Below are 18,324 nucleotides of genomic sequence, written 5' to 3' on the forward strand. Positions count from 1 at the left end.
AAATCATCGATGGGCGTGGGCACGGTCACGATGAAGACATTCGCCTTGCCCAGCTGCTCCAGCTCGGTCGTATAGCGCAGGTGCTTGGCTTCGGCCAGCTCCTTGTCGTCCACTTCCAGCGTGTGATCATGGCCGCGGCGCAGTGCTTCGATGCGCTGCGTGTTGATGTCAAATCCGATGACGGAGCGCTTCTTGCCAAACTCCACCGCCAGGGGCAGACCGACATAGCCCAGGCCGACGATGGCCGGATGGATTTCAGAGAAAACGGGAAGCAAGCTCATGGATACCTCTGCTGTAAAAATCAATACGTGCCGACGCGCTGGCCGACGATGAGCACCTGCACGATGGGCGTAATGATCTTCTCCCACTCGTACATCGGCGCGTTGCTGACATAGATGACATCCTCGGGGCGCAGCTCAAACTGCTTGGCGAGGAACATGGACTCCGGGTTGCGCATATTCAGACGGAATACGGTCGGACGCGGCTGGCCGGCCTTGTCCTGCCCTTCAAGGCGGAAGACGAACACCCCCGTCGCATCGGCGGCGCGGTCATTCAGGCCGCCCGCCACCCCGAGCGCGTCAAGCAGATTGCTGCGCTTGGAAGGCAGCTCGTGCAGGCCAGGCTTGGTGATGGCGCCCATGGCGACAAAGCGCTTGAGATTGGGCTCGACCACGACTTCGGAGCGCGGATCCAGGGCGATATTGCGGCCGTTGAGCAACTCCTGATAGGGCACGCGCGTCATGCGGGTGCCATTGCGGATGACCACATCGACCTGGTAGGGCGGCAGCGTCGTGCCGCCGGCCTGGGCCACCGCGTCCAGCGCCGTGAGCGGGCTCTTGTTGCCCCCGAAACGGCCGGGCTGCGGCACGGCGCCCGTCACCAGCACCGAATTGGAGCGGTCGTCGGCCAGGTCGACCATGACCTGAGGCTGCACCGCCGCCGTATTGCGCAAGGCCGTCTTGATCATCTGTTCGATGGCGCCCAGCGTCTTGTTGCGCACCCGCAGATGGCCGGCATAGGGCAGCGAGATCATGCCGTCGGCGTCCACGCGCACCGCCTCGAAGACCGTGCCGCCGGCATTCAGCGGCGCGAACAACCCGCCCTCCATGCTGTCGGCCACCAGGATGCGCAGCACATCGCCAGGGCGCGCCCGCATATTGCCTGCGTAGCCATCGGAAGTATTACCCTGCACCTCCTCGGGCCGCTTGAGCACATAGGGTTCTATGGTGGTGGCGCTGAGGTCCACGACATCGTAGGCGCCGGGCGTGGCGGCGCCCTGCGCCGTGCCGCCATCCAGGATGGCGCCGCGCGTCGGTCCCGAACCGGACAGCACGCTGCAGCCGGACAGGCCCATCAGGATCACCAGGGGCAGAAAGCGAAGCATTGGAATAATAGGTTTTCTCATGCGGATCGTCAGACTCCGTTTTGCTATAGGGCGGGCGCTAGCGGGCGCCGGCCCTGAGTACGGCCGCCACCTGCTCATGCATGTGCTCGGCCAACACGGCTTCAAACGCCGGGGAATAGTGGTTGAGGTCTTCGCCCTCGCGGTCGAGGACCTCATGGCGGGCCAGCCCCTGGGCGCTGTCGAGCGGGTCGATGGCCCAGACGCCGGCCAGGCCCTGGGCCGCCGACTTCACCCTCGCGACGTGCTTGCGGCGCGAGAGCACGGGGCGCCCATCGGTGCGCGGCAGGTCCACATGGGTGACCACAAAGACCGGCTTGCCCAGGACATGCGCGGCATACCGCAGATCGCCGCGCACATCGTCCTCGCCATCGGTCTCGCAGCGCGCCCGGCGCAGGACGCGCTCGCCCGCGGCCAGCATGGCCGGCTCGGCGATCTGGCGGTACTCGGCCATGGCGCGCGCATAGTCATCGGGCCCGACCGAACCGCTGCGCATCAGGCCACGCCACCATTGCATGCCCGCTTCGCCCAGCTCGCGCACCAGATGACGCACCACCAGGTTCTTCTGCAGAAACACGCCGTCGACTTCGACACTGCGCTCGGCCGCCGCCTCGATGAAGATGGCGTCGGCCTGGGCCAGTTCGCGCGCATGGCTTTCATCCAGCCGGGGCCAGACCGCCCGCGCGAACAGAAAAGGCAGCAGCTGCCGGTCCAGGCCCTGTCCCTCCAGCAGCCAGCGCAAGCGCTGGCAGGCCTCGCGCGTGCTATGGATATAGCCCTGGATGCCCGCCGTGCACAGACGCGCCCGGCCCTGCTCCTGCAGCAGGCGCACCGGCCGGTGGACCCGGCAGCTTCCCAGCACGAAGAGATTGAGTGTGTCCGTCATCCGTCTCCCTCAAGGATGTTGATAGCAACGCACGGTGGCGGCGATCATCTGCGACAGGGAGAAACGCGAGCGGGCCCAGACCGAAGCCTTGTTGCCGATATGCTCGTCCGCCTGCCGCATGTCATAGATACGGGCCAGCGCGGCGCTGACCTGCTCGGCGGTGGTGTCCTCGGCCGGCAGGGTCAGTCCGGTGACGCCTTCCTGCACGGCCTCGCCAGCGCCGCCGGCCAGCGTGGTCACCACGGGAACCCCCGAGAACTGCGCCTCGATCAGCACATTGGGCAGGCCCTCGAAACGCGACAGCAGCAAGAAGGCATCGAACTGCTCCAGCCAATAGCCCACGCGCTTGGACAAGCCGGTGAACAGAATGCGGTCCGCCATGCCGATGCGCTCGGCGAACTCCTTGACCGGCTCCAGCAAGGGGCCCCCGCCCACCATCACAAAGCGGGCCTGGGGATGGCTGCGCGCGAACTGTTTGGCGGCCTCCACCCACAGGAAGGGGCGCTTGTTCTCGTCCACCCGCATGACCGTGCCGACCGTGAAATTCTTGTCCTGGGTCCGGGCGGCGAAGGTTTCCATCATCTTGACGGCAGCCTCGTCGCTCACCGGCTTGAGCGGCGCCAGGCCGTTGTAGATCACCGGAATGCGGCGCGCGTCCACCTGCAGCCAATCCGCATAGCGGTGCGCGGCGAAACTGGAGTTGGAACTGAGCACCACGCCGCGCATCTTGAGCAATTCGGAGTAGATGATGTCGTACTCGACCCGGTAGCGGTCCGGCCGGTCCACCGGCGGCATGGTGCGCACCGACAGCACGATGCGCGGCACGCCGGCCAGCAAGGCCGCCAGCGCCGTGGCGAAGATGGAGCCGTCCTGCCAGATGTGCACGACGCGCGGCGCGCCCGAGCGGATGACGTCGGTCAGCTTGCTGGTGCCTTCGATGATCTGCTTGGGCAGGAAGCGCAGGTACTCGCGATAAGGCGCCAGCAGCGAGGCGAATTCCGAGCCTCCCCAGGCGTGCATGTCGGCATACACCGACACCGGGATGCCATGCTCGCGCAAGGTGGCCGCGAAGAAGTCGGCCCCCTCCCGGCTGCGCAGCGAGCGGCAGACCACCTGCACCGGGCCGATGACATCGTGGCCGGCGATCATCTGCCCTTGCTGCATGGCCGTCTGCAGGGCGACCGCCGTGTTGACGAACTGGCGCTCCGCCCCGCCCGCGCCGAGCGAGCCATTGATCATCAGCACCTTGCCGACAAAGCTCTCCGGCTCGGCATCCAGCTCTTCATTGCGCCGCCGCCCGATCTCCTGGAAGAGCCGCTGCAGCACCAGCACGCTGACCGGCACATTATTCTCGGCCCATGACACGCCCAAGGCCGTCAAGGCCGCCAGGTCGGCGTCCAGGTCGGCCAGGCGGCGGGTCAGCTTGCGTCCGCGCTCGCCCAGCCGCTTCAGACCCAGCTGGAGGATTTCCCGGGAGCGCCACAGGATGCCGCGCCGGTTCTGCGACTGGGCCCAGACGGCATAGCCGTCCTCGAATTCCGGATGCGTATCAACCAGCCTGGCGAAGGCCGCATCGGCCAGTCGCGGCTGCCCGATCTCGTCCCAGCTCTTGGCTTCGAGCAGGATGTCGCGGGCGGCCTGGCTGCCGCCGGCGAAATACTGTTCGATCTCCTGGCGCGCGGCGTCCACGCCCAGCTGGCGCTTGACGCCGCGCAGCGTCAGGATGAAGGCATCGGCCGAATCCGGAAACCGCTGCTGGATGCCGCGCCAGACCGCCAGACTGTCATCGGGGCGATGCGCCGCCTCCAGGCTGCGCGCCACCAGCACCTGGAACAGCTCGGTCTCCGGATAGCGCCGCACATATTCCAGCAAACGCGGCACCGCATTGAGCGCATCGTTGGCGGCCACATGACGCTGCATGAGCGCGCGGGCCTCGTCCTCGATCTCGCGGGCCGGCGCCTCTTCCTGAGACGCGCCGACCAGCAGCTCCTCCAGCTGGGCCGCGGGCGAGGACAGGATGGGCGCCGCGGCCCTCACCGGGGGCCGTTCCTGCCTGCGCAAACGCGATAGAAATGCAAACATGATGGGTTTTCGTCCTTGTGGCGGCCCGGATCAGGCGTGATCCCGGATGGCGTAGACCACGAGCACGACCACGATCCAAAGGATGAGCAGGCCCAGCAGACCCAGCGCCGTGTCCACCCAGCGGCGCGGATATTGCGACTCATCGGCCAGCGTCGGCTGGGACGCGATCACCGTGTAGAGCACCTGACGGGCGGCCAGGCCGCGGGCGTCCTCCAGGCCCTTGAGGGCGCCGGTGTAGTACACCTCGGCAAACTGGCGCTCGGTCTCGGCCGATTCATACTCGCGCAGCAGCGAAGACAGCGTGTCCGCCTTCTCCGCGCCCCGGCGCACGCTGATCTGATGGTCATTGAGTTCGCGCAGCTGGCCTTGGAGGGCCCGCAGGCGAGCCTGCGCGCGCTCCATCGCCGGGCCGCCGCTCACGCCGCCGGCGCGCAGGGTTTCGACCTCGGCCGCGGTGGTCGCGATATCGCCGCGCACCTTGGCGGCCAGCTGCAGATTGGCCTCGGCCTCCTTGACCGGATCGAGCACGCCGGTGCGGGCCCGCATATCCTGGACCTTGAGCCGCGCCGCCGACAAGCGCTGTTCGGCGCCATCGACTTCAAGGCGGGCAAAGCGCACGCTGTCCTCGCGGGCCTTCTTGGACATCTGGTTGACCAGCGTTTCGCTGGCCTGCAGGATGGCCTGCGACAAACGCAGGGAGTCCTCCGGCGTGAAGGCCCTGACGCGCAGGATGATGGCGCCGGTAGACATATCGAACTGAATATCGACCATGCGGTTCCAATGCCGCCACAGGGCTTCCTCCGAAGCATCGGCCGAGACGCGATACCAGAAATCGATGGCCGGCTTGGACCACATCTCCCGCAGATTCAGTGTCTTGTCCAGTTCGCGCACGATCTGCCGCGACTTGACGTAGTCCACCACGGCAAAGGAATCGACAAACAGCTCCGCCGTCATTTCGCCGCCGCCCAGGCTGGAATGCCCCTCCCGGTTGGCCGCCGAGGCCTGCGTCACCGTGCCGGCCCGCAGGCCGAAGCGCGCCTCGGACACATATTGATCCGCGGCGATCAGCAGCAGATAGAGCGCCAGCAGCACGCCCGGAACGGCGATCAGCAAAATGGCAGAGCTGCGCAGCCAGCGCGACGGCCGCCGCGCAACGGTGCCCGGCAAGGCCGGGCCGCGATAGGAACTCTCCGAAGTCGTCATAAAGGCTCAGGCTCTCTCTTACAAAAATCAGTTTTCGCTGTCCGCGGCTTCGGTCACGGCTTCCTCGACGGTGTCGGCTGCCTGGGTGAAGCGGGCAGCAACGTCCTGCAGCTCGCCATAGCCCTGCAGCCGGCCGTCGCGCAGGATCACGCCATGAGTGCAGAAGCGCCGCACGGTCGTGGTCGAACTGGAGGTCATCAGGATGGTGGCGCCGCGGGAGCGCTCGGTGAACACCTCCAGGCACTTGCGCTTGAAATCCATGTCGCCGACGGCCAGCATCTCATCGACGACATAGACATCGCAGGCCAGGGCCATGGACACGCCATAGGACAGGCGCGCCCGCATGCTGTTGGCATAGGTCGACACCGGCAGGTCATAGGCGCGGCCCAGCTCCGAAAACTCCTGCACAAAGCGCTCGACCTCGGCGACGTCGCAGCCATAGACGCGCGCGATGAAGCGCACGTTGTCCCGCCCGGTCATCGACGAGCTGATCGCGCCGGCGAACCCCAGCGGATAGGACACCCGCGCCTGGCGGTGCACCACGCCGCTGTCGGGCAGCTCCATGGCGCAGATCATCCGCAACAAAGTCGATTTGCCGCTGCCGTTGGCGCCGAAGATGGCGACATTCTGGCCGGCGATGAAGTCGAAGCTGACCCGGTCCAGCACGGCCTTCATCCCCTTCTTGGAGCGGAAGGCCTTGGAAACATCGCGCAGGGCGATCACTATGGAAGCATCTTGCATCGCGGACTCCTAGCGGGTGTGCAGGCGCCGGCGCATGGCGCGCTCCAGGCATAGGCCCAGCACCGTGGACGCGATGGCCCACTCGATGAGATAGGAGCGGTCCAGGGTCAACGAACTGAAATTGGCGAAATACCCTTCGCGGAACCATTCGATGGCGTGGACCATGGGGTTGTAGACCAGCACCGCTCGCGCTTTGTCCGGCAAGGCGTCGACCAGGTAGAACACGCCGGACAGCAGGTACAGCGGGCGCGTCACGGCGCTATAGAGGTGCTCCCAGGACTTGAACATCATGTTCAGCACCGAGTTGATCAGGCCCACGCCGAAGCCCAGCATGAAGGTGAAAAAGGCCGCCGCGGCGCAAGTCTCCAGGTTCTCGGGCAGGATCAGCTTGTCGCCCAGCATGGCGAGAAACAGCAGGATGCCGAAGACCGCGATCCAGGTAAGCCCCTGCAGCAGCGCCTTGGCGAAGATCACATCCATATTGGTGATGGCCGGCAGGCGCAGGAGCTGGGTGTTCGACGTGATCGCGCGGGCCAGCCGCGAAGACGTGTGGCTGAACAGGAAGAAGGGCATGATGCCCGTGATGAAGAACATCTGCAGGTTGCCCAGGGGCGACTGCCGACCCCACACGACATAGATGGTCGACAGCACCGCCACGTGCAGGATGGGCTCGATCAGCGCCCACAAATACCCCAGCCGCGTGCCGCCGAAGCGCACCCGCGTCTCGCGATAGATCAGCGCCGCAATCACCCTGGCCTGGATGGCCAGCAATTGGGCGCTCAATGCGCCGCCCTCTGCGTATGGTTCATTTTCCTCTCCCTGTTCCGGCGTGTTCGCCGTTCTGAACTCCAGGACCGCGCCTGGCGGTTTCCGTGGAAACGGGAGGGATGATACGGGCCAAAAACTCGGCCCGATATTTCAACACTTATCAAATAAAACCAAGTACGTATTTTCCAGCGGCCGATTATCGATGGAAAAAGCGGGTTCCTATAATTTTCCTATGCAACCGCGATTCCAGAACCACCTTCCCCAGGGATCGCCAACTAAATCAAGCCACGGCTAATGAAAATCCAACCTCCCAGGGCCCTTCGATGCTCGGAACCATTCTGTTAAATCTTTCCCAGAAACGCGCACATAGGTATGTCAATACATTTCACGCATGGGAAGTGCTGCACCGCCATGCGGATAACCCCGTGCTGCTCAATCGCATAGGCCTGTTCGACACGGCGCGCCGGACAGGCCGCGGCGGACGGGAGGCCGAACTGGCGCGGGCCCGCGCCACCCTGGAATGGACAGGCGAGAACCCCGGCCTGGAACGGCGGGATTTCCTGGGGCGCGTCTCCGACCATGAACGCCAGCAGTACGCCCTGGCCCTGGGCAGGCTGGCTCCCCAGGAGGCAAGCGGCTGGCTGCGGGACTCCGAAAGCGATATCGCCCTCGGGCTGGCCCTGGCCGAGGGCAATGCGCAAGCCGCCCAATGGCACGCCGCCGCTCTGTCTCCGGCCCGCCGGGATGATCTTAAAAAAGCGAATAATTTGCGTGCAGTTGTTGCTGCGCAGCATTGCATGGCCGGCCATTACGTCCAGGCACGCAAGAATTTAACGTATATCCTCACAAATTCCGGCATCGAGTTACCCGCCAAGAATTCCCCTATGGCAATGGATGATTTCCTGTCGGATTTCCCCCAGCAAAACCCCGCCGGCGTCGCCGACCATGGCTTGGTCACTGTAATCATTTGTGCGCACAATGCCGCGCCATTTATAGACAAAGCGCTGCTTTCCGTTCAACGGCAGACTTATCAGAATATTGAAATAGTAGCAATTGATGACGGATCAACAGATAACACTTTCGCACATCTGACTGCAGCCTCTTCAAATAATCTGCGTATAAATACGCTGCGGACAGAAAATCGCGGGGTATATGCGGCAAGAAATATCGCATTAAGTCGGTCGCGCGGCCGTTTTATTACTTTCCTGGACGCCGACGACATCATGCTGCCCAGGCGGATAGAGCAACAGCTTGAGGGGCTCCTATCCGGACAGGCCCAGGCATGCACCAGCCGCCTGTTGCGCCTGACGCCCGACGGCCAGCTTGTCTCCCCGCGCATTTACCCCTTCATCCGCCACAACCCCGCGTCGCTGATGATGCGCCGCGAGGTCTATGAACGCCTCGGTTCCTACGAGGAAGTGCGTTTCGGAGCAGACGATGAATACGAGCACCGTATCCGACTTCATTGCGGGACAGACAGCCTGCGGCGGGACGCCGCCGTGCACACCATCGCCCTGCATCACCCCGCCTCGCTGACGCAGGCCGCCGCCTCCGGGCTGACCTCCCCCGCAGGCCGGCAAGCCCGCATCCGCTATCGCGAAGAATGGGTCAGGCGCCATCTGCAACACGGCCTGTCCCGCGACAACCCCTCTCTTTCATAAAAACAAGGTCATGAACACGAGCAACGTCATCCGTCCTCTCAGTTTCGCCAATGTGCCGGCCGCGCCCAGCGGCGGCGAGCAACTCATGGCAAGGCTGGAACAGGAGCACGCCGCCCGCGTGCAGGCCGAGAAGGATCTGGCCAACGCGCGCGCCCTGCTGCGCGAGACCACGCAGCAGCTCGCCAAGCAGCGCATGACGCTGACCTGGAAGTTCGGCGAGGCCGTCATCCGGGCGCGCAATGTCATCGACTATGCGCTGCTGCCCTACACCCTGCTGCGCCTGTCCCATGCCCACCGCCGCGAGCACCGGCATAATCCGGCGCCGCGCAAGCCGAGCGCGGCGGCCCTGCCCGCCGAAACGGCCAGCGCCATCAAGGACGCCCTGGACTATGTCAAGCGCGTGCGCAGCCCGGAAGTGCTGCTCTGGTGCTCGCGCCAGAACTGGCCCGCCGAGGTGCGCAGCAAAGTCTATTGCGAAGTCGCCCGCTGGGCGCGCACCAGCTACCCGGAAATCGCCGAACAGGTCGCCCAGCAGCTGCTGGACATCGACCCCGGCGCGCCGCACAGCCGCCAGCTCGCCTTCAGCCTCTACGACGCAGGCCTGGTGACGGTGTCGGCGCGCCTGCTGCAGGCCGCGGCCAAGAGCGGCGTGCGTCTGAATACGGCCGAGTCCCAGCGCCATGCGCGCATCCAAGCCGCCCACGAGATCCTGAACGCCGAGGACGCGCCGCTGCAGCCGGGCGGACATCGTTTTGACTTCACGGGCGACGGCCCCCTGATCATCCTGGCGGCGCGCAGCCTGATGCAGCGCCGCGGCGCCAACGAGAACGCCCTGCACCGCTATGCCACCAATCTCGCCGCGCGCGAAGGCGCGGTGCGCGTGATCAGCCTGGACACCGGGGACGAAGAGACGGCCGAGCCTGACCTGCAGATGGGCGCCGAGCTGAAAATCGACGGCGTGACCTACCAGGCCATCGCGCCCGAACAGGCGCGCGCCGCCCGCCTGCGTCCCGACGCCTTTGCCGACGCCATCCTGGCTCATACCGTGGGCCAGCAGCCTCGCGCCGTGCTGGCCTGGGATGATGCGCGCTGCGGCCTGGGCGCCCGGGCCGCGGCCCATAGCCTGCGCGTGCCCTATGGCTTCATCGTGCACAGCCTGGGCTTTTTCCAGAAGACGGCCGCCAACCATATCCTTTCCGAACGCGCCCATGTGGACTTGCGCCTGCTGCGGCGCGCGCTGCGCCAGGCCGACATGGTCGCGCTGGGCTCCAGCGCGCTGGCCGAGCCGCTGCAGGCCCTGCTGCAGGCCGAGCTGCCCGTCTGCCTGTTGCCGCCCCTGCCCCTGCCGGCCGCCAATCTGCGCACGCCGCAAAGCGACGCCGCCCTCACGGGCGCCATGGCGCGCCTGCGCGGCAAGAAGGTCATCGTCTGGAGCGAGGACGAGCCCCCGGCCTTGCTCGCGCGGGTGGTGATCGATCTCTACGCCGAACTCGCCCTGCGCGATGCCGAAGCCGTCCTGCTGGTGCTCTGCGAAGGCCGCGCGGCGGCGGCCATGCGCCAGCATGCCGTCGCCATCGGCCTGACCGAAGACCAGATCGTCTTCGCGCCGGCCATCACGGACGCCGTCTCGCGCGAGCAGTTGCTGCGCCAGGCCCGGCTTGCGCTCTTTCCCTATTGGCCGACCAAGGCCGAGCAGGCCGCCGTGCCCACGCCGGCCGCCTTGCTGGAGGCCATGTCGCTGGGGCTCTGCCCGGCGGTCGGGCCGGCCAGCACCTATACGGACCTCGTGGACCACGGCGGCAACGGCGTGCACATCGATCTGGCCGCCTCGCCGGCGGACAGCGCCGCGCAATTGCACCAGCTGCTGGGCGATGCCGCCGCGCTGGAGCAATACGGACGGCGCGCGCGCGAATCGGTGCAGCGCCATATGCCCTGGCAGGCCTACGAGGAATCCATCACCGCCATGCTGATGCAGGCGGCCACGCCCGAACCCGCCAATCCGGCGCGCCGGGCCGAACCGCGTCTGCTGCACTTGCGCGCACGCTGACACCAAACGGAGTTGCAACAAAGACTGATGACGCGCCAGGCGCCGCCCACCTGAGCAAGAACCGGCGCCTTGCACAGCCGTTACGTAATCACACCCCCTGCATAAGGCAGGCGGATGTGGCTGCGCTATCTTCAAACTGCTGTTGAACAAGACGGAGTATCTCACCGTGAATATCACTACGATCGGATCCTGCCGCGTGGCTGGACCCATGGCCAAAGTCCAGGCCCGGCGCAATTTCGTGCTGGATAACCGCCTGCTGTATGGCTACACGCACAACACCAAGGAGGCCATCCAGGCCATCCGCTATATGCGTGGCGACCTGAGCATTCCCGAGAGCCTATGGAAGTTCATCTCCGGCCAACCGTATCGTGGCAGCAATCCCCGCCTGGACCACTCCAGCATCCCCACCGACGACCGGCATGTGGTGGAGGTCAGCTCGACCAAGGTGCTGGAGCTGGACGGCTACCAGCTGCAGCTGGTGCGCTTCAAGGAAGCGCTGGCCTTCTGCCCCGATCTGCGCAAGATCTTTTTTGACCACGGCGCGGCCGACGCCCGCGCCGAGCGCCTGCGCCTGCTGCAGGCCACCGCCACCTATGCCCGCGTGCCCGCCGACGTGCAGCACGTGCTGGCCCAGACCGTGCTGCGCACGCAGACCGCCGCCGAAATCGAAAGCGATCTCAAGCAGATCGCCCTGCTGCTGGACCAGAACTTCGTACTGGTCACGCACTGCAACGCCATGAACGCCCACGGCGAACTCATCGCCGACCGCGCCAAGATGGTGGACCGCGTTTCGCGGGCCTGCGCCCGCGCCGGCATCACCCTTATCGATCCGGGCTCCCTGCTGGCCGCCTATGGCCAGGAGCGCGGCATGCCCGACGAAGGCCGCGACACCGCGCACTACACGCCCGCCTTCGCGCGCCTGGTCGGCAAGGAAATCAGCGATAAGCTTCTCGGCGTGCAGGAAACCGCCGCGCTGCCCGAAGGCGAAGCCGCGCTGGACTGGAAGCAAAGCCTGGAACGCGCCAAGGAATACGGCCAGACCCAAGCCTGGGACCTGGCCCTGCTCTACGCCAACCGCGCCATCGAACTCAAGCCCAACGTCTCGGCCGCCTATGTGCTGCGCGCCCGCGCCATGACCGCCCTGAACCAGGACGACGAGATTCTCGAAGCCTGGGGCGCGGCCCTGGCCATCGACGCCAACCGCAATGCCTACATCCTGCGCCAGGCCGCCGAATGCGCCTTCGACCTGGGGCAGGTCCAGACCGCCCGCGAATGGGCCCAGGAATCGCTGCAGCGCGAAAGCAGCGAAAGAACCGCCATGCTGCTTGGCCGCATCCACGCCCGCTTGGGTCAGAACGCGGAGGCCGAGCAAGCCTTCCGCGTCAGCGCCCAGACCTCGCCCGAGCGCGCGCTGCGCCATGCCATGCGCGGCACCACGCCGCTCGAAGAAGCCGCCAGCATGGTCAGCGCCCTGGCCGCCACGCATGCGGTCGACGGCGCCAGTCTGCAGGGCGCGCGCGAACAGGTGCTCAAGCGTGCCCGCCGCGAAGTCCGCCATGCGGGCCGCGCCGGCGCGCTGCTGCCCAGCCTGGGCGCCTTTTATGCGCTCCAGACGCTGGCCGGCGAGCACAAGGCCGAGCTTGATGACGAAATCAACCAGGCCTACCGCCGCCTGCTCAAAGCCTATGAAACCAGCGCGGAATACCGCAACAGCGAAACCGCCATCCAGCTCCTGGGCGAGCTGGCGGCGCTGGCCGCCGTGGATGCGCGCTATGTCCAGCGGGCCGCCAAGCAGCTGCAGACCGACGGCCATGCGGACGCCGCCATCGCCTGCTGGCACCGGCTGGCCGAGGCCACGCTGCCTGGCGAGTCGGAGAGCGTGCTGCTGGCCGCCGCCCGCCTGGTGCAGCTGGGCGCGCATGCCGACGCGGTGTCGGTCTACCGCCGCCTGGCCAAGAGCGGTGTGCTGCAGCCCGAACAGACCAAGGCCATGATCGAGAAAAGCCTGCGCGCGCTGGCCCGCTCCATGCGCCGCCACCTGACCGATGGCGACCTGAGGGCGGCCGAACGGGAGCTGACCGCCATCCGTTCCATCGATCCGGCCTACGCAGGCCTGGCGTCCCTGCAGCGCACCCTGTCGGATGCGCACAAGCGCGAGTTCCAGGACCAGCGCCAGCAATCCAGCGACCAGAGCGAAGTCATCGCCAGCGCGCGCCGCGTGATCGAAAGCAACCCCTTGGACCGCGAGGCCAATGTCGAGCTGGTGATGCAAAGCCTGCGCACCGGCAATCTGGGCGAAGGCCGCCGGCTGCTGGAGCGTTTCATGGAGAACAGCCCGGCCTGATAGGCTGATTCCAAAAAGAATCCCGGCGCAAGCCGGGATTTTTTTTTGGGCGTCCCGCCGATGACGGGCGCTTATTGCAGCAGGCTGCGCAACATCCAGGCGTTTTTCTCGTGCACGTCCAGGCGCTGCGTGAGCAGGTCGGCCGTGGGCTGGTCGTTGGCGGCGTCGGCCTTCTCGAAGGCGGCGCGGGCGGTCTTGGCCACGGCTTCGTTGCCCTTGACCAGCATGCGCACCATCTCCAGGGCTTCGGGCACGTCGCTCGGCTCTTCGATGGAGGTGAGCTTGCCATATTCGCGGTACGTGCCCGGCGCATAATGGCCCAGGGCGCGGATGCGCTCGGCGATGGCGTCCAGGGCGCCCCATTCTTCCGTGTACTGGGTCATGAACATATTGTGCAGGGTGTTGAACAACGGCCCGGTCACGTTCCAGTGGAAGTTGTGCGTCATGAGGTAAAGCGAGTACGAGTCGGCCAGCAGCTTGGACAGTTCTCCCGCCACGGCCGCGCGGTCCTTGTCCGAGATACCGATATTGATACGCGGGGCGGCACTGCTGTTCTTGGTCGGTTTTGCCATGTAGTGCTCCTTGTCCAAAGGCGACGGAAAGAGCTTAAAAGGATACCACCGAGGCGTGCCGCCGGTCAGCCTTCAGCAGCAGTCGCACAGCAGCTCGTCGTTGATGACATTGCGCGGCCGCGCGCCCAGGCGGCCGAAACCGAAGGCGGCCAGGACGTCGTGACAGACCTCCATGGCCTGGCTGTCGTCCTGCGCGTCGGCCACGTTGGGCCAGGTCACCAGGATGCGGCGCTGCCGCATCCCCGCCAGGAAAGCCTCCGGCACCTTATGGCCCACCACGGTCACGGACTGCACGCCCGCCGGCACCCGCTCCGGCGGCATGCCGGCCAGCGTGCAGGACCGGACGATCAAGGCCGCCGTGTCGGCCGGCAGACCGTCTTCGGCCCGCCGGCATTCCAGCGCGAAGAAATCGTCCAGGCGCTGGCGCGCCTTCGGCGCCAGCGGCAGCAGACTGACGCAGCGATGCCGCTGCAAGGCCAATCGCATCATGTCCTTGCCTCCTGGATCCAATCGGCCGCCCGCTCGGCCAGCATCAGCACCGGGGCGTTGATATTGCCCGAGGTGAGATCCGGCATGACCGAAGCATCGACCACGCGCAGGCCGCGCAACCCCTGGCAGCGCATGCGGCCGTCCACCACGGCCATCGGATCGCCCTCGGCGCCCATCCGGCAAGTGCCGCCCGGGTGATGCACCGTGATGGCGGTACGCCGGATAAAAGCGTCCAGCGCCTCGCCGTCCTCGACCGCCTGGCCGGGCAGGAGCTCGGCGGCGACGTAGCCGCCCAAGGCGGGCTGGCGCAGCAGCTCGCGGGCGATGCGCACCGAGTCCCTGACCCGCTCGCGATCTTGCCCGCTGGCCAGGAAATTCTGCTCGATACGCGGGGCGGCCAGGGGATCGGCGCCGGCCACCGTGATATGGCCCCGGCTGTGCGGGTGCAGCAGCACCGTGCGAACGGCGAAGCCATCGTCGAAAGGCTTACGCAGCGGCTTGAACCAGGGATGGGCATTGAACGGCGCGGCCGTCAGCAAGAACTGCAGGTCGGGCGTCTCGGCTCCCTCGGGCTGAACAAAGCCCACCACCCCGCCCGGCACGTCCCCGGCGAAACCTTCGCCTCCCAGATAGGCGCGCGCCATGGACAGGCCGATGCGGTCGGCACGCAGTCCGCGCACAAAGGGCCCGGCCTCGCGCCGCCTGGCGGTGACGATGACGGAAATATGATCCTGCAGGTTCGCGCCGACGCCGGGACGGTCCTGGCGCGGGCGGATGCCAGCCGCCTTGAGCACACCGGCCGGCCCGATGCCCGAATGCATGAGGATGGCCGGCGTATTGATCGCGCCCGCCGACAGAATCACCTCAGCGCTGGCGCGCACCAGGTGCTCGCGTCCGTTACGGACAAAGCGCAGGCCCACCACGCGATCGCCCTCGAACTCCAGCCCGAGGACGTGGGCGCCGGTCTGGACCGTCAGGTTGGGACGCGCCAACGCCGGCCGCAGATAGGCCGTGGCGGCGCTACACCGCCGTCCCTGGCGTATCGACATCTGCAGGCGCGAGAAGCCGCCCGAGGGTTGGGCGTTGTAATCCTCCAGCCAGGCATGGCCCGCCTGCCGGCTCGCCTGGGCGAAGGCATCGAGCAGCGGGTCCTGGTAGCGGCAGCGCTGCACGCGCAGAGGGCCGCCGCCGCCACGAACCGCGCTGCCGCCCTCCTCCCAGTCCTCAAGCCGCCGGAAATAGGGCAATACCTGGTCGAAGCTCCATTCCGGCAGGGCATAGTCGCGCGCCCAGCGGGCAAAATCGCCCGGATGGCCGCGCACAAAGGCCATGGCGTTGGTGGAGGAACTGCCCCCCACCACCTTGCCCCGGGCGCATTCAATCGCGCGCCCGTCGGCGTGCGCCGCCGGCTCGGCGTCGTAGCCCCAATCATGCAGCCGCTTCTGCAGGATCTTGCCCCAGCCAAGCGGGATATGGATCAGCGGATCGCGGTCCCAGGGGCCGGCCTCCAGCACCAGCACCTGCGCCTGGCCGTCCGCGCTCAGGCGATTGGCCAGCACGCAGCCGGCCGAACCCGCGCCGACGATGATGTAGTCATAGGCCGTCTTCATGGGCGTCCCACCTGGCGCAGGTTGATATGCACATTCTTTTCGCGCGTGAAGGACAGCATTTCGCCAAAACATTCATCGCGTCCGATGCCGGATTGCTTGACGCCGCCATAGGGCGCGCCCAGAAAGTGTTTGCCAACCTCGTTGATCCACACGAAACCGGCGTCTATCTCGCGCGCCAGCCGATGCGCGCGCGCCAGGTCCGTGGTCCAGATGGCCGCCGTAAGACCCACATCCAGGCGATGGATATCGGCCAGCAGCTCCGCTTCCTTATCCCAGGGCAGCATGGCCAGCACCGGCCCGAAGAGTTCCTCGCAGGCCAAGGCCGAGTCGGCCGCCACATCGGCGAAGACCGTGGGTTCGAGGTAATAGCCGCCGGCCGGCACGCCGACCCGCGGAATGCTCCCGCCGCACAGCAGGCGCGCGCCCGAGCCGCGCGCGCGGTCGATCGCGTGCTTGACGCGGTCGCGGTGTTCGGCGCTGATCATGGCGCCCATGGTCGTGGCCGCCGCGGTCGGATCGCCGGGCACATAGGCCGCGCACGCCTGCGCCACCCGCTCGCAGACCTCTTCATAAATGTCGCGATGCACGAAGGCCCGGCTGGTCGAGCCGCAGGACTGGCCGCACCAGGTGAAATTCATGCCGTCGACGATGGCGCGGGCCGCGAGCGCCGGATCCACGTCCGAGCAAGCCACGAAGGGGTTTTTGCCGCCCAGTTCAAGCGCCACGGGCTTCAGGCGCCCGGCCGCCGCCTCCATGACCTTGCGGCCGGTGGCGATGCTGCCCACGAGGCCGATCATATCGACGTCCGGGCTCGCGGCGAGCGCCGCGCCGGCCTCGCCGCCGCCCGGAATGATGGACAGCACGCCCGGCGGCAGCAGGTCGCCGATAAGTTCGGCGCAACGCAAGGCCGACAGAGGGGCCTGCACGGGCGGCTTGATGATGACGGCATTGCCGGCGGCCAGGGGCGCGGCCAGCTTGCCCATGGCAAACAGCAACGGATGGTTGAAAGCCACGATGCGCGCCACCACGCCCACCGGCTCGCGCTCGGTGTAATTGAGCGCGTCGTAGCCCATGGGAATGGTGTCGCCCTTCAGCTCGGTGACCAGCCCGGCGAAAAAATCCATCAAGGCGGCGGCCACCATGACATCCGAACCCATTTCACTGACCGGATTGCCGCAGTCCAGCGCATCCAGCAGCGCCAGCTGCGCGGCATTCTCGCGCAGGCGCTGCCCGATCTTGCGCAAGACCGCGGCGCGGGCCAGCGGCGCGGTGCGGCGCCATGTCCGGGCGCCGGCGCGCGCCGCGCGTGCCGCGCGCGCCACATCCTCGGCCGTCGCGTCGGCGACCCGCGCCAGGACTTCGCCCGTGCCGGGCGCCTCGATCTCCAGCCAGCGGTCCGCCGCGGAACGATGCCACTGCCCACCATAGAACAGGCCGGTCTGGCCCGGCAGGATCACCGGACCGGAGGCCGTATCGTGCGTCTGCATCCCCTACCCCTTAACGCTTGAGCGGCTGAGCCTGTTCAAGAAACTTCATGTCGAAACCCTTGCTGTCGTCGAACGTGGGCGCCAGCGCTCCCTGCTCCTTGTACAGCGCCGCGGTCGCTTTCCACAGCCCGGCGTCGATCCAGCCCAGTCCGTGCGTCTTGGTGTGTTCGCTGAAGAAGGTGAAATCCAGGTCGGCCTGCAGCTGGGCCACCAGCATGGCCTTCTTGTCCTTGTATTCGGGATTGTTCTTGATCAGTACATCGGCGGCCGCCTCCGGATTGGCGACGACGTCGGCGAAGGCCTTCATATAGGCTGCCACGAAGCGGCGCACGAGGTCGGGCCGCTCGGCGATCGTCTTGTCGGAGGTGAACATGCCCGAACCATAGCTCTGGATGCCCAGGTCGGCGCCGTGCAATACCGACAGCGACCCCGGGCCGCCCGCCTTGTGCTCCAGCTCGGGCACCTCGGCATCGATATAACCGGGCACCGCATTGACCCGGTTGAGCAGGAGGAAATTCTCGTAGGGCGGCGAGACCGTGGACTGCTTGATGTCGCTCAGCGACAAGCCGTTCTTGGCCAGCGCGGCCTTCAGGAAGATATAGGTTGAGCCGGCGGGATGTACCCCGACATTGGCGCCCTTGAGTTGCTGGGCGCTTGTCAGATCGAAATTCTTCTTGACCGAGATGATAGCCAGGGGCGTCTTCTGGTTTACCGCCGCCAGCGCCGTGTTGGCCACGCCTTGCGTGCGCCCCACCATCAGGGTGGGCAGGTCAGAGAATCCGAAGTCCGCATTGCCATTGGCCACCAGACGCAGCGCATCGGTCGACCCCGTGCCCTTGCGTATGGCCTGCACCGTGATGCCCTGTTGGTCGAAATAGCCCTTGTCCTTGGCGACGAAGAAGGGCGCGTGGTTGCCGCGAACCACCCAGTCCAACTGCACCGAGACGGTGTCCTTGGCCTGGGTCGCGCCCGCGGCCAAAGCCAGGACGCCAGCCAAAATGCCCGATTTCCAGCGTTTCATCATGATTTTCC

Annotated in this window: 14 protein-coding genes and 1 pseudogene; 3 read left to right on the plus strand and 12 right to left on the minus strand. The window is 66.5% G+C overall.

From position 1 onward, the window contains the following. From L540_RS00005 to L540_RS00035, 7 genes and pseudogenes are all read right to left on the minus strand, one after another. Positions 1 to 281: pseudogene (locus L540_RS00005) on the minus strand (Vi polysaccharide biosynthesis UDP-N-acetylglucosamine C-6 dehydrogenase TviB); the annotation flags it as partial. A 20-nt stretch (positions 282 to 301) separates the two neighbouring features. After that, positions 302 to 1,384, minus strand: coding sequence for a polysaccharide biosynthesis/export family protein (locus L540_RS00010; RefSeq protein WP_109842426.1), 1,083 nt, complete (start codon positions 1,382 to 1,384; stop codon positions 302 to 304). Between the two features lie 58 nt (positions 1,385 to 1,442). Continuing rightward, the gene (locus L540_RS00015) at positions 1,443 to 2,288 is read right to left on the minus strand and encodes a hypothetical protein (RefSeq protein WP_043209017.1); all 846 of its coding nucleotides are present in this window, start codon (positions 2,286 to 2,288) and stop codon (positions 1,443 to 1,445) included. A 9-nt stretch (positions 2,289 to 2,297) separates the two neighbouring features. After that, entirely contained in the window at positions 2,298 to 4,370 is a 2,073-nt protein-coding gene (locus tag L540_RS00020; RefSeq protein ID WP_043209019.1) for a glycosyltransferase, read from the minus strand. A 30-nt stretch (positions 4,371 to 4,400) separates the two neighbouring features. Then, positions 4,401 to 5,573 (minus strand): capsule biosynthesis protein, encoded by a 1,173-nt coding sequence (locus L540_RS00025; RefSeq protein ID WP_043209021.1) that lies wholly within the window; start codon positions 5,571 to 5,573, stop codon positions 4,401 to 4,403. A gap of 27 nt (positions 5,574 to 5,600) precedes the next feature. Then, on the minus strand, positions 5,601 to 6,314 hold the full coding sequence (locus L540_RS00030; RefSeq protein ID WP_043209023.1) for an ABC transporter ATP-binding protein: 714 nt from the start codon (positions 6,312 to 6,314) through the stop codon (positions 5,601 to 5,603). 9 nt (positions 6,315 to 6,323) lie between these two features. Further along, entirely contained in the window at positions 6,324 to 7,097 is a 774-nt protein-coding gene (locus tag L540_RS00035; protein WP_043209025.1) for an ABC transporter permease, read from the minus strand. Positions 7,098 to 7,405: 308 nt separating this feature from the next. Between L540_RS00035 and L540_RS21335 the strand changes: the two genes are divergently transcribed. The 3 genes from L540_RS21335 to L540_RS00055 all read left to right on the plus strand — a co-directional run bounded on the left by L540_RS21335 (position 7,406) and on the right by L540_RS00055 (position 13,134). After that, a complete protein-coding gene (locus tag L540_RS21335; RefSeq protein ID WP_082149491.1) occupies positions 7,406 to 8,743 on the plus strand; it encodes a glycosyltransferase family A protein in 1,338 nt (445 codons plus the stop codon). A gap of 10 nt (positions 8,744 to 8,753) precedes the next feature. Then, entirely contained in the window at positions 8,754 to 10,790 is a 2,037-nt protein-coding gene (locus tag L540_RS00050; RefSeq protein WP_231584716.1) for a glycosyltransferase, read from the plus strand. A 166-nt stretch (positions 10,791 to 10,956) separates the two neighbouring features. Next, entirely contained in the window at positions 10,957 to 13,134 is a 2,178-nt protein-coding gene (locus tag L540_RS00055) for a capsular biosynthesis protein (RefSeq protein ID WP_043209407.1), read from the plus strand. Positions 13,135 to 13,205: 71 nt separating this feature from the next. Here the strand turns inward: L540_RS00055 and L540_RS00060 are convergent, their stop codons facing one another. From L540_RS00060 to L540_RS00080, 5 genes are all read right to left on the minus strand, one after another. Then, complete coding sequence (locus L540_RS00060; RefSeq protein WP_043209032.1) at positions 13,206 to 13,706, minus strand: Dps family protein; 501 nt, start codon at positions 13,704 to 13,706, stop codon at positions 13,206 to 13,208. Between the two features lie 72 nt (positions 13,707 to 13,778). Beyond that, the gene (locus tag L540_RS00065) at positions 13,779 to 14,195 is read right to left on the minus strand and encodes a hypothetical protein (protein ID WP_043209034.1); all 417 of its coding nucleotides are present in this window, start codon (positions 14,193 to 14,195) and stop codon (positions 13,779 to 13,781) included. Beyond that, positions 14,192 to 15,805 (minus strand): GMC family oxidoreductase, encoded by a 1,614-nt coding sequence (locus tag L540_RS00070; protein ID WP_043209035.1) that lies wholly within the window; start codon positions 15,803 to 15,805, stop codon positions 14,192 to 14,194. Before L540_RS00070 ends, L540_RS00065 begins: the two co-directional genes overlap by 4 nt. Beyond that, on the minus strand, positions 15,802 to 17,292 hold the full coding sequence (locus L540_RS00075; protein WP_048025711.1) for an aldehyde dehydrogenase family protein: 1,491 nt from the start codon (positions 17,290 to 17,292) through the stop codon (positions 15,802 to 15,804). Before L540_RS00075 ends, L540_RS00070 begins: the two co-directional genes overlap by 4 nt. A 10-nt stretch (positions 17,293 to 17,302) precedes the next feature. Continuing rightward, the gene (locus L540_RS00080; RefSeq protein ID WP_043209038.1) at positions 17,303 to 18,316 is read right to left on the minus strand and encodes an ABC transporter substrate-binding protein; all 1,014 of its coding nucleotides are present in this window, start codon (positions 18,314 to 18,316) and stop codon (positions 17,303 to 17,305) included. Between the last annotated feature and the right edge of the window lie 8 nt (positions 18,317 to 18,324).

Origin of the sequence: Bordetella pseudohinzii (assembly GCF_000657795.2) — a bacterium.
In the GTDB taxonomy this organism is placed as follows: Bacteria; Pseudomonadota; Gammaproteobacteria; order Burkholderiales; family Burkholderiaceae_B; genus Bordetella; species Bordetella pseudohinzii.